The organism is Proteus sp. fly-1067, from assembly GCF_040139345.1.
GTDB classification, from domain to species: domain Bacteria; phylum Pseudomonadota; class Gammaproteobacteria; order Enterobacterales; family Enterobacteriaceae; genus Proteus; species Proteus vulgaris_B.
This window is the reverse complement of record NZ_JBEEUL010000022.1, coordinates 1-11662: the sequence shown is the minus strand read 5'-3', so window position 1 is coordinate 11662 and position 11662 is coordinate 1. Positions and strand designations below refer to the sequence as shown.

The window sequence follows — 11662 nt, the reverse complement described above, 5'->3', positions numbered from 1 at the left end:
AAAGGAAGTCGTTTATTGATTGAAGGGAAAAAAGAAGAAAAATCAGAAGAAGACAATGATAAATGGATCCACCGAGGCATATCTCAAGGGCAATTTACGTTGCAGTTTGACCTCGGTAAAAATGTTAAAATAGACAAAGCCGATTTATCAAGTGGACTTCTGACTATTGCTATTGAGTATGAATTGCCTGAAGAAGAGAAACGGCAAACAATAGCGATAGAAAATAAAGATAAAAAATAATTGGTTTAGATAACGTGAATAAGATTAAGGCTACACATAATGTGTAGCCTTAATTTTTTTCAGGGGTTTTAAATTGTATTAGCTCAGACTTGGGGCTCATAGGTAGAATATTATTAGAAATTACAGTCTGGTTTGAGCGAACAACAGGCATTTGCTATAAAGGTAAGGCCAAGCTTTCTCTTCTAAATAGGTCTATTAGAGAGAATAGAGAGCGTGAGACCGAGGAGTACAACCAGCGGGAACAAAGATTTGAGTGACCATTTTGCTTCTGGTCAGGGTTTTTATAACAAAGTGTTGCTGTTGGGCAATTTTTCCGCTGTGCTCCAAAATTGACGCAGAGCGTGACGTTCACCGATTGAACTCACAGCACTGTGCGGACTATCTGATTAGATTTAGCCTCAAATCATAGTAATATTAGATCGAATCTGATTATATACATCTAAATTGTAGGTATGAAAGAATTGCCAACACAAAATAAAAAAATGCCGATACGCTAGGAGTCATATCGGCATATAAAATAAACGCAAGAAGCAATGTAAGTCATGTCGTACTAATTCGTATCAAACCTGTCAATTTGATACATATGTAATGATAATCATTCTCACTAATATATTCAACCCTAAATTAAATAAGGTTATTTTGTAGCCTTTTCGTTTACGCCGACCACAGAATCAACACCCACTTATACCGTTCACACAAGAGCTGTGAGTCGGCACCTTATTAACTAAATAAATCGGTAAATGTTATGTCAAAAGAGATAAGCGAATTACAGTTTAGTCTTACTGCTGCCACAGTAGTTGACCACATTACTCCACATCGTCTTAAAGAAGCACTTGAATCAGGCGATAAAGAACGTATCGCGAAAGCTCAAGCCTTATTCTGGGACGCAAAGAACTTCCAAAGTTTATGCGAACTGCATCATAACTCAACCAAACAACGTATCGAAAAGAGTGGCAAAGTCATTGGCTGTAATGCGGATGGCATTCCACTCGATCCCAATTCTCATTGGCATCAATAACACCATGAATACAGGGTGGGGGCGGGGTAAAAGTTCAGACACTTTCGCCCTGATTTCCTTGTGCGGTATTAATCACAACAATTGGGCATATTGGAATGATGGCTTCGATGGGAGGAAAAACGATTAGAGTAACTCTTTGTGGGCGAGGTAATCGTATTATCCCTCATTCCATGATAGTAGCCGGACAGATGTCAACAACCTCACTAGGTAAGCAGTATTTTTATATTGATGTGAGGGAGTATGGTGGGTGATAGAAGAGTTTAGATGGTTGGTTTAGTTGTTGAGTACGAGAGATCGCTAAAAAAGGATATATTCGTTGGTGGTCGGCTTTGTGCCAGAAGCGGACTTTGGTTGAAACTAGTCTGCAACAGTGATTTTTTCCTTTAGTTAACTTAACGTGCCGTGCTGCTTGCCAAAGAACAATAATTACGTAAAAATGAATGAACGTTCATTCGCGAATAGATTGTGATTCATTCAATCAGTCTGTTGTCAAAACAAGCAAAGGCAAATTATGACCAGTAAAACGCTCAGACTTTTATTTCCCCAATGGCAAGGCGGCAATAACCCACCCTATCATCTTGGGTCGCTTCTTCTCTCGTATCTTTCCCCCGAATCGGATGGCCCTGTCGAGTCTGTTCCGGTCGATGAGCCCACAACGGAGCTACAGGCCGTAGTGGATGGCATTACCGCTAAACCTCAAATTATCAGGCAGCTCAACGATGCAGCCACTCTGGTTGAGAAACATAATCCAGATTCAATTGTCGTTTTTGGTGGGGATTGCCTGGTATCACTGGCTCCTTTTGCCCATCTGCTCAATAAATACGGTGATAAGCTGGGTGTGCTCTGGATTGACTCTCATCCTGATGTGCAGACTGCAAGACAATATCCGAACGCCCATGCCCATGTTCTTGGAGCGCTAATTGGAACGGGTGATAAAGATTTAGTTGCTCATGTATCAACCAGACTTAACCCTTCAAAAATAATGATTGCAGGTATCCACGATCCACTGCCTTATGAAGCTGAATACCTTGCCAGTCATGGCATTGAGACGATAGGTCCTGAAAAGGTTAAAAACGACGCGAAAGACGTGACGGAGTGGATCGAGAGAGAAAATATTGAACATCTGGCAATACACATTGATCTGGACGTTCTCGACCCGTCATTTTTCCGTTCGGTTCTTTTCGCCCAGCCAGGCAGAGGAGAGCATGACTTTGGTGACGTCGCAGAAGGTAAACTATCCATTGAGGATGTTCTAAACGTAATCGCTCAAGCAACCTCAAAAGCGGAGCCTGTCGGCCTTACAATTGCCGAACATTTACCCTGGGATATGCTGAATTTGAAGAATATGCTCAGTGCGTTGCCGCTTATGAAGTGATATCAGATTCTGGAGTCAGAGTTCAACACTGGCTCCAGGAATAAAAGTGCGTTAAAGTCTGGGTACTGGATTAAACATAATAGTCAACATGTTAAAGAAAACCGAAACCTACCATAAGCTGATTACTGCTGCTGCTGCCTGCTTTGCAGAAAAAGGCTTTAGTGCGACAAGTGTGCGTGAAATTTCGACCCGGGCAGGGATTAGTCAGGGGGCGATGTACACGTATTTTAAAAGCAAGGATGATCTCATCAAGGCAATCGTTCTTGAAGAACAGAGTTCAGCTTTGGCAGACCATAATGCTCCATCTAAAGGCTCGTTTTTCGACCGCCTTTGCGCGCAAGTTACTTCGTGCATAAGCGATGTAGGTTATCCCGTTACGCATCAACTGTGGGTTGAAATAATGGCGGAGTCTGCACGGAACCCTGAATTGCAGAAAACGTATATATCCAGTGATATCATCATGCGGCAAAGTCTTGCAGGGATTATCGCGGACGGTATTGCTGCGGAGGAGTTTCGCCGGGATATTAACCTTGAGGAAGTCACGATTATTCTTTTTGCCTTTATTGACGGCTTAATCGCGCGCAAGGCTATAAACGCATCCTTCTCATTCAACCGCGACCTGCCTATGTTTTTTGATTTGATGTCAAAATTATTGAAATAATGCTGAACAGCTTTAGTCAACGCGATAGCCTGGGATTCTCAAATGACCGCTCTTCGCTCAAAACAGCCATTTGAATTTTACATGTGGGCAGGTTCGTTGGCCACACTCAGCCAGCCGGGTCATATACTGATGTATGTTCCCTTGCCGCCTTCCTGCATCTTGAATTACGTTGGATATAAAGAGCAGGGCATTCCGGAATAAACTCTGAATTCAGGCTTAATACGGTTTCATCCCGAGCTGTTAGCTGCAACTTGAAAGCTATAGGGTATATGGTATCGTACGCGTCAGAAATACCTTTAAGAGAGTCCTTCACGGTGGAAAAAAAGAAAACCTTCCTGCAGCAGAAAAGCGGCTTGCACCCGCGTAACCGTCATCGTTCACGCTATGATTTCCCGGCGCTGATCGCCAGTTGCCCTGCACTGGAGCCGTTCGTCAAGCCGAACGCCTGGGGCGACATCTCAGTAGATTTTGCCGATCCTGCGGCGGTTAAAATGCTCAACCGTGCATTACTGCAACATTTTTATGGCATTGAACACTGGGACATTCCCGCCGATTATCTGTGCCCGCCGATCCCTGGGCGTGCCGACTATTTACACCATCTGGCCGACCTGCTGGCGACCAGCTACGGCGGTGAGTTCCCTCGCGGTAAAGGCGTGGCGATCCTTGATGTGGGTGTTGGTGCCAACTGTATTTATCCGATTATTGGCCTGCGTGAATACGGCTGGCGTTTTACCGGTTCGGAGATTAATCCGATATCGCTCAATTCGGCCAAAATGATCGTGAAGATGAATCCGACACTGAGAAACGGCGTGCGCCTGCGTTTACAAAAACACCCCGAATGTATTTTGAACGGCATCATCGGCGTGGCAGAGAAATTTGATGCCACACTGTGTAATCCACCGTTCCACAGCTCTGAACAGGAAGCGCAAGCCAGCACCCGTCGCAAATTGCACAAGCTGGGTAAAGGCGAGGTAGCCGACACGCCGGTACAGAACTTTGGCGGCAAAAATAAAGAGCTATGGTGTGAAGGTGGTGAAGAAGCCTTTGTGCGTAAAATGGTAGAGGAGAGCGTTAGCCTGGCGCAAAACTGCCTGTGGTTCACCTCGTTGATTTCTAAAAGCACTACCTTGCCTTCGATTTATCACGCCTTGAAGCTGGTGGGTGCGGCCGAAGTCCGTACCATTGAAATGGCGCAGGGGCAAAAAATCAGTCGCTTCGTGGCTTGGACTTTCCACGACGCACAACAGCAGGTCGCCTGGGCGACAGAACGCTGGCGTTAATTTCCCTGGTGCCAGTTATTTAACCGGCACCGATAAAACTTCGTATTTCCCTTTCAATTTCTGCATGTTGCGTTATTCTCAATATGCCTTCCAATACTACAAATCTTAAAAAAGTTATTTATTCAAAATACAATAGTTACCTTACTTAGTTGATATTTTAATCCGGTATATATACCCAACGTAATTCAAGCTGTAGTCTGAGCGCAACCTGCGGTTTGAATGAATAAGGGGATATGATCACATTATAAACACATTAAGGAAGATGCATTGTTCGGAGGAAATCATTCAGGCTTGGAATGACGCAAGGAGCGGCTTGTTTGAGTATACATCCCATGAGCCTCCTTTCCTCCCCCCCTGTTTTAAATGACGGGCAGAACTAGCAGCCTCATAATGTCGCAGTACTCACTGTGGCATTATTCATCGAATCCGTTTCTGCTAAAATCTATCGTACTTGAAGAGGATCGGAAGTAATTCACGGCCAAACAGCTTAGCCAGCCCCCATTTATTGGTGCTTAGAACTATTCGTAATCCTCTATCAACAGCGAGAACATCAGGTGGGGGCTGGGTAATATAAGTGGCAGCGACAGTGTATTGATAACCTGTTTTTTGGTCAACTTCATCATTTATGCCTATGTTGGGTTAATCAGATTAACCTTCCCGATAAACAAGGTCCTCATTCCCTGACCGTGAATGTTCGCTCTTCGCTCAGAGCTGATAATTAAGTTCGAATGGTTGATAGCAAGTTTGATAAGCTCTCGACCACTTCTAGGTTAACTCTGAAGTTAATGAAGATGTTTCTATCCTCGTCAAAATCTATCACCGTACTCATCCTAATGCGCCTAAATTCGCCCGTAATGATATTGATGGTTACAGCGATAGTGACCCAATTGATATCCCAGCCGGTCGTTTTATCTCTGTTCGTGTGCAGATGCCAGAGCAATCACTCTATAACGTGAGAATGCGTGAGATGGAAGAGGCACAGAAGGTGGAAGAGGAGCGCAGGCAAAAAGAAGAGATGAAAAATCAGGACACCAATAGCGCACTAGAATTTGATTATTAATCAAATATATTTAATTCAAGGAAGAATTAAATGGTAATGATAACTATTCCTAATATAGCCGAAATAAGATGATTGTTTTACGATTATTATTGAATACACTGTATTTGCACACAGTAGTGTGTGCTGTTAAATATAAAAAGGAATTTATATGCTTATTACAAGAGCTAACGTTGATCAATATCCTTGGCTTCCAGCTGATGTTATTCGTGATATCAAACAATATGGCTGGACTTATAATACCGACGGTGATGGTGGTTGGATAACAGATGGAGGAAAAGTAAGTGATAATGGTGCGGAGGAGAAACTATTGGCAGTGCTAAGTGGGGTACCAATTAATAAGTCTAATCATAATTTTAATTGGGCAAAAATACCCACTCTTGCTGATAGCGATAAAGAAGAATATCAGTCTCCTAATATGGGTAATGATGGATCATCACCTTTTAATCCAAATACTAAATTTAAAGTGAATAAACCGCAAAAGCCCGTTATTATTTCTAGTAATAATAATAAACTAACTAATAGCTCAAACAATAAAGAATTAGCTACAAATAAAGGTGTAATGCATTTTAATGGTATTGTTATTGAGCAACTCGAAACATTTAAAAAGAAATATTTTCTTACAAAAGAAGCTGTTAATTTAGTTCAAGATAAATTGATAGAGTCTGTTATTAATTTATACAGTAAAGAAAATCGTATTGATGATAATAAGGTGAATTCAGTAAATTTTATGGAGTTTAGTGAGTTTGATAATGATTCATTTAATGAATTTGATCTTATGTCTACTATCCCTGCAGAAAACTTAATTAACAATTCTGATTTGATGTCTGGCGAACTTAATAAAATTGCAAAAAACAATGGTACAGTTGATGTTAATGCAAGAATGGCTGTAATTAAAGACAACAATAAAGTGATTGCAACGTTAACTAGAACTGATGGTGTCTTAGTGACTAAAAAAGTCCCTGTATATGAAGTTAATTATGCTGCTAATAGTTATCATGTAGACATTAAAAATATGGGGATTGAATATTCGCTTAGACCCACTAGCTCCTCTAGTGGCCTTGGTTTTCAAGGAAATGTTATTCAAAATTACTCAAATGAAAATAAAAAATTCTCATATCCAGAAAAAGTAGAATTACCTAATAAGGTAGAAAACAAAAGGATAGAAGTGCCATATCCACATCAATTTAATGATGCAATTATTGTGTTTCCTAGAAATTCAAACTTACCGCCTTTATATGCTTATTCGGGCTTTCCTGCAATTGAACTTAAGGATAAAGATCCGCGTCCTCTGCAGGAAAAAGAGTTTAATGTCATCAAAGATGGGGTTAAGTTTACATCTGATTTCTATAAAGAGGTTTTTAATACTTACGGAAATGAAGCAGAAAAATTAGCGAGAGATTTGGCTTTAGAAGCAAAAGGAAACACTATTCGTAATGTTGATGATGCATTATCAACATAAAGATAATATCAATAAAAAAGTTAGCACAAAAGATAGAGAGGCAATTGCCAAGGCTTTAGAGTCGGTTAAAGTAAATGATATTGCTAATAATTTAAAAAAATTCGGCAAGGGAATGGGTTTTGTAAGTAATGCAATGTATGTTAATGACTTAAGAATAGAGCTAATAAAAGCGATTAGAACCGATAATTGGAGGCCATTTTTTGTTAAAGCAGAAACTATTGGGGCGGGGATGGCCGTATCAGCAGTTGTGGGATTCGCTTTTAGTGCCCTTTTAGGTGGGCCAGTCGGTATTTTAGGCTATGCATTAATAATGGCTGGAGTTGGCGCTTTAATTGATGATGAGCTAATTGAAAGAGCCAATAAATTAATTGGTATTTAATAAGTAAAAATAAAAGGTGACTCATTTTGCCAGCCACCTTTTCATGGAAGTGGCTAAGGCGAAAATTAAGACAATTGGAAGTGATAAGAGAAAAACAATTCCCTGATATAATGCAATTCCACCTAATTTAGCAGGAGTATCCATAAATAGCCCTCTCTTCCAAAATTCTCTTGTGGTGAAGATTAAAAAAAATGATTCAACAGCAAACTTAGATAATGGATAAAGTCCAATTCCTATAATACTGAGAATAAATAATAATAACTATTTGTATTCTTTTATATCATTGTCTAGGCAGGAGTAAATAAGTAATATGCCAATAAACCATCCCCAGAACATATTCTTAATATAATATTTTTTAGTCATATTCAACTCCTAATGAATAAACAGTACTATTTTATAGTATATCATATTAATAATAATTCTTGTTTTCAATACGTTTGAAAGTTTTAATTCTAGATAATTTCACTTGTTATGCTAAGTCATTCTCATTTGTGTAATCCCTTATTGTGGGTTACATCTATCCTGCAATAAGGAATTTAAATGATATATAAATACTATGCTTCTTTTAGCGACGATAGTTTTTCACACCATGTATCAAGTGTTTCTCATTTTTCTCTTAAATAATCATATCGATCATAATGTTTTTGGGAAACTCCTGGTCTTTTATGGTTTTGTACCATATTCCTTAACTCAGAACTAATCCTCATCCCACCCGCTAATGTTTTGCATACTCACTAAATCATGTTTACAGCCCTAATTAGTGGTTATCAAAACCAATAAAAGTATTATGGTAATCAATTAGTTATAAAAAGGCATAATTATCGTCTTTTAGGTCTATTAAGATTGAATGATAGATTATTTACCAGTAAAGGTACTCGCTTATTTCGTTGGGGTTCATTAGATTTTAAGAGAAAATTTAGCGTTCATAGCAATCCTATATTACTCACTACCTTAGGCTATAATATGGGGGAATTTATTCTAATATTAAAAAATATAATAACGAAGATTCATCTAATGAAAATACTCATTAAGTTAGATTAATACTCTAATTGAAAATAGATCATTTTTTCATTATATAGGTCATCATTGTAATTCTCTTTACACTAAAGAATAAAATTAGTGATATTTTATTATTAATACAATCATAGATAGTAATTACTAAACTCATAGTAAAATAAAGTAAATGAAAACTAAAATTAAAACTAAAACTAAGAATGAATAGAATAGATGTGATGTGGATCTTGATGTGATTCTACAAATAAAAACCATAGTAAGTAAAATAAATAATCCTTCAAATAAAATACGATCAAAGATAAATATATCAAAAAACAATTTATTGAAACTATCTTCTTTGTTGGTTTGGCTATTATAAGTTTGATTTATTTTTTTACATCCTTGTCCGATAAGTTTTTAATTATTTTATCTATATCGAATCTTTTCATTATATTTTATCTCTAAGATTTATCTTTCTATTGCTCCTTCTTGTTCTAATGATAAAGCGAGTTTAGCTAAATGTTGTCAACGCGCTATTTCTTATCATAGGTATTAATCAATAATGAATTTGAAGTTTTATATCGCGACTATAGCGATAGTTATCATTGCGGGTGATTATATGGTGGCAAATGAGCCATCAAAAAAACTCAATAGATTAAACGATGCTAATAAGAAGCTCACCAGTCGTTTAGAAGAACTAGTAAATATCAGAGCAGAGTGCTCCTTCTGTACCACCACAAATTCCTCCCCAGCATGGATGATGTAACCCCCACCAGACCAACTGATACCGCTATTTGAAATTATTGGCTGCTTAGTGGTAAGGGCAGGATTGTAACCAGGAGGAACTTCACCGACATGTTGTGCTTCTTTAAATACATCAACAAGTACCAAGAAACACTAGAAAGTAAAACATCACTCTACTTTATCTTCATCATTTATCAGTATATTAGGTAGATTTATTTCTATCCAATCCGCCAGAATGGTGACTTTTTCGCTTACTTGTTCACCTAGCTCAGTTAACGTGTACTCTACATGAGGTGGCAATACAGGATATGATACTCGATTAATAAAACCATCCTGTTCCAGTAATTGTAAGGATTGAGATAACATTTTCTCGCTCACCCCTCCAATTTTACGTCTTAACTCACTGAAACGATGCGTCCCATCACGTAGAGCAATTAAAATTAAAATCCCCCAAAGGCTTGTTACATGCTTAAGGATCTTACGAGATGGGCACTGCTTGGCAAAGACATTACCATCGCGTAATTGCTGAGAAATTGTTAAATTCGCCATTTTACACTTACCTTTTTGTTCGTACTTACTTAAAGTAAGTTTAGGTGTTATCTTAACGAAACACAAGTGATACATTAAGGAGTTACCTCATGATTGCGATTACCGGTGCTACAGGTCTTTTGGGCCAACATGTTATTGAAAATCTTTTACAGATAGTTCCTGCCAACCAGATAGCGGCGATTGTCCGAAACTTGGTAAAAGGCGCACCTTTGAGTCAGAAAGGGATTTCTGTGCGTCAGGCAGATTACAATGATGAAGCATCATTAATAAGTGCTTTACAAGGTGTCGATAAATTGCTCCTGATTTCTTCAAGTGAAATAGGTATGCGAGTTACACAACACCGAAATGTAATTAGCGCTGCAAAATTAGCTAACGTGAAGTTTATTGCTTATACAAGTTTGTTACATGCAGACTGTTCTCCACTAAATTTGCATGTTGAGCATGTAGAAACTGAAAAAATGCTAGCTGATTCAGGTATCCATTACACTCTACTGCGCAATGGTTGGTATACAGAAAATTATCTAGCTAGCGTACCAGCTGCACTTGAGCATGGTATTTTTATTGGAGCCGCAGGTGATGGAAAAATTGCATCAGCGACTAGAGCAGACTATGCCGCTGCGGCTGCTCGTGTGATGATTGAAGATGGACATATAGGGAAAGTTTACGAACTCGCTGGCGATGACGCTTGGACATTAGATCAGCTAGCAAAAGAACTGACTAAACAGAGTGGGAAGAATATTGTATATCAAAATCTAAGTCAGAAAGACTTTGTAGCTGCACTGAAAAGCGCAGGTTTGCCTGATGAGTTATCAATTATGATTGCTGATTCTGATGTTGGGGCTTCCCAGGGAGGGTTGTTCGATGATAGCCATACTATGAGAAAGCTAATAGGACGACCAACAACTACACTTGCTGAAAGTATTAAAGATGTTCTGTAAATCGATATCTTTGTACGATTTGGGTAGTAATTAAATATCAGATATTGGTAAACAGTTGCAATTTATTATCAGTATAAAAACTTGGATGTTAAACAACTGAACTAACCCCATTTTATTGGGCAATTTAAATTAGTTAAGTAAAGACTGAGTCCGGTATTGAACTGGACTCAGTCCTTTTAATTTTATTTTGATCTGCACAGTATTGTAATATTTGATATATTCATGAAGTTCTTCTTCTAACTTGCTTTGTATAAAAACATTCTGTTTTTAATATGCAAAAAATTCTCTATTAATAGCGTCACTGGTTTGGAAGTACAGACCTATTTATGTTAGTAAGTTTAAAATTGTTCCCGTTTAGCGTTATCCTCGATACCTCTTCATTGTGAATTCCTTCTAATTAATTCCCATAAGTAAAAATACAAAACAAACCGCACATGCCTTATGGCAAATTAAATAAATTAAAGGAAATTCTATGTCTAATACAATGACTGGTACAGTAAAATGGTTCGATGAAGGTAAAGGTTTTGGTTTTATTACTCCAGCTGATGGCAGCAAAGATGTCTTCGTACATTTCTCTGCAATCCAAAGTGATAGCTTCAAAACATTAGCGGAAGGCCAACAAGTTTCATTCACCATGGAAAATGGTATGAAAGGCCCAGCAGCAGGCAACGTGGTGGCTCTCTAAAGGCGCTATTACTATTCGCCTCTATTTTAAATGCCCAAGGTGTTGCGGTTCACAATATAGAACATCACAATTTGATGTCACAGTGAACAATCCACACGGCGCAATATGTATCTTTTGCAAAAGTGTGATGACAGCTCAAATGAGTTAAGCATTAAATAGTTGAATATACAAAACCTCGCTTCGGCGGGGTTTTTTGCTATCTATAATCCCATGTTGGTCAAAGATAAAAAATTTAGATTTTAGGGCTTGAAAAATACTTGCTCGTTCATATTTATATTTTG

12 protein-coding genes and 5 pseudogenes are annotated in these 11662 nt (G+C 38.4%); 12 read left to right on the top strand and 5 right to left on the bottom strand.

Translation table 11 applies throughout. From position 1 onward, the window contains the following. The 9 genes and pseudogenes from ABN217_RS18295 to ABN217_RS18260 all read left to right on the top strand — a co-directional run. Positions 1-240 (top strand): Hsp20 family protein (locus tag ABN217_RS18295; protein WP_349459742.1); only part of this gene is annotated, 240 nt, incomplete at its 5' end. Positions 241-985: 745 nt separating this feature from the next. Continuing rightward, positions 986-1258 (top strand): HNH endonuclease, encoded by a 273-nt coding sequence (locus tag ABN217_RS18290; protein ID WP_196553208.1) that lies wholly within the window; start codon positions 986-988, stop codon positions 1256-1258. A gap of 95 nt (positions 1259-1353) precedes the next feature. Continuing rightward, complete coding sequence (locus ABN217_RS18285; protein WP_349459741.1) at positions 1354-1509, top strand: hypothetical protein; 156 nt, start codon at positions 1354-1356, stop codon at positions 1507-1509. A gap of 260 nt (positions 1510-1769) precedes the next feature. Continuing rightward, the gene (locus tag ABN217_RS18280) at positions 1770-2633 is read left to right on the top strand and encodes an arginase family protein (protein WP_349459740.1); all 864 of its coding nucleotides are present in this window, start codon (positions 1770-1772) and stop codon (positions 2631-2633) included. Positions 2634-2721: 88 nt separating this feature from the next. Next, positions 2722-3294, top strand: coding sequence for a TetR/AcrR family transcriptional regulator (locus ABN217_RS18275; RefSeq protein ID WP_196553207.1), 573 nt, complete (start codon positions 2722-2724; stop codon positions 3292-3294). 314 nt (positions 3295-3608) lie between these two features. Next, positions 3609-4574, top strand: coding sequence for a 23S rRNA (adenine(1618)-N(6))-methyltransferase RlmF (rlmF, locus tag ABN217_RS18270; protein WP_349459739.1), 966 nt, complete (start codon positions 3609-3611; stop codon positions 4572-4574). 799 nt (positions 4575-5373) lie between these two features. Beyond that, positions 5374-5451: pseudogene (locus ABN217_RS20720) on the top strand (hypothetical protein); the annotation flags it as partial. Between the two features lie 51 nt (positions 5452-5502). After that, complete coding sequence (locus ABN217_RS18265; protein ID WP_349459738.1) at positions 5503-5634, top strand: hypothetical protein; 132 nt, start codon at positions 5503-5505, stop codon at positions 5632-5634. 148 nt (positions 5635-5782) lie between these two features. Beyond that, positions 5783-7472: pseudogene (locus ABN217_RS18260) on the top strand (colicin-like pore-forming protein). A 21-nt stretch (positions 7473-7493) separates the two neighbouring features. Here the strand turns inward: ABN217_RS18260 and ABN217_RS20715 are convergent. The 4 genes and pseudogenes from ABN217_RS20715 to ABN217_RS18250 all read right to left on the bottom strand — a co-directional run bounded on the left by ABN217_RS20715 (position 7494) and on the right by ABN217_RS18250 (position 9758). After that, positions 7494-7703, bottom strand: a complete 210-nt coding sequence (locus ABN217_RS20715; RefSeq protein WP_502935132.1) for a colicin E1 family microcin immunity protein — start codon at positions 7701-7703, stop codon at positions 7494-7496. A gap of 374 nt (positions 7704-8077) precedes the next feature. Next, positions 8078-8197, bottom strand: a pseudogene (locus ABN217_RS20710) (integrase); the annotation flags it as partial. A gap of 1072 nt (positions 8198-9269) precedes the next feature. Continuing rightward, positions 9270-9353, bottom strand: a pseudogene (locus ABN217_RS18255) (hypothetical protein); the annotation flags it as partial. Positions 9354-9377: 24 nt separating this feature from the next. Continuing rightward, positions 9378-9758 carry a winged helix-turn-helix transcriptional regulator gene (locus ABN217_RS18250; RefSeq protein WP_231619310.1) on the bottom strand — a complete coding sequence of 127 codons (381 nt, stop codon included), beginning with the start codon at positions 9756-9758 and terminating at the stop codon, positions 9378-9380. Positions 9759-9847: 89 nt separating this feature from the next. Between ABN217_RS18250 and ABN217_RS18245 the strand changes: the two genes are divergently transcribed. Next, positions 9848-10696, top strand: a complete 849-nt coding sequence (locus ABN217_RS18245; protein ID WP_349459737.1) for an SDR family oxidoreductase — start codon at positions 9848-9850, stop codon at positions 10694-10696. 129 nt (positions 10697-10825) lie between these two features. On the opposite strand, the pseudogene ABN217_RS20705 reads toward ABN217_RS18245, so the two are convergent. Further along, a pseudogene (locus ABN217_RS20705) lies at positions 10826-10915 on the bottom strand (IS3 family transposase); the annotation flags it as partial. Positions 10916-11168: 253 nt separating this feature from the next. Between ABN217_RS20705 and cspE the strand changes: the two are divergent. Both cspE and ymcF read left to right on the top strand, forming a co-directional pair. Further along, positions 11169-11381: a transcription antiterminator/RNA stability regulator CspE gene (gene cspE, locus ABN217_RS18235; RefSeq protein WP_004244726.1), complete on the top strand. Its 213-nt coding sequence runs from the start codon at positions 11169-11171 to the stop codon at positions 11379-11381. A gap of 7 nt (positions 11382-11388) precedes the next feature. After that, positions 11389-11529, top strand: a complete 141-nt coding sequence (gene ymcF, locus ABN217_RS18230) for a cold shock small protein YmcF (RefSeq protein ID WP_502935131.1) — start codon at positions 11389-11391, stop codon at positions 11527-11529. The last annotated feature ends 133 nt before the right edge of the window (positions 11530-11662 follow it).

Bases quoted from the DNA above. Each gene is read 5' to 3' on its own strand.
- ABN217_RS18290 (WP_196553208.1), top strand. From the start codon at position 986: ATGTCAAAAGAGATAAGCGAATTACAGTTTAGTCTTACTGCTGCCACA.
- ABN217_RS18285 (WP_349459741.1), top strand. From the start codon at position 1,354: ATGATGGCTTCGATGGGAGGAAAAACGATTAGAGTAACTCTTTGTGGG.
- ABN217_RS18280 (WP_349459740.1), top strand. From the start codon at position 1,770: ATGACCAGTAAAACGCTCAGACTTTTATTTCCCCAATGGCAAGGCGGC.
- ABN217_RS18275 (WP_196553207.1), top strand. From the start codon at position 2,722: ATGTTAAAGAAAACCGAAACCTACCATAAGCTGATTACTGCTGCTGCT.
- ABN217_RS18265 (WP_349459738.1), top strand. From the start codon at position 5,503: ATGCCAGAGCAATCACTCTATAACGTGAGAATGCGTGAGATGGAAGAG.
- ABN217_RS18250 (WP_231619310.1), bottom strand. From the start codon at position 9,758: ATGGCGAATTTAACAATTTCTCAGCAATTACGCGATGGTAATGTCTTT.
- ABN217_RS18245 (WP_349459737.1), top strand. From the start codon at position 9,848: ATGATTGCGATTACCGGTGCTACAGGTCTTTTGGGCCAACATGTTATT.
- cspE (WP_004244726.1), top strand. From the start codon at position 11,169: ATGTCTAATACAATGACTGGTACAGTAAAATGGTTCGATGAAGGTAAA.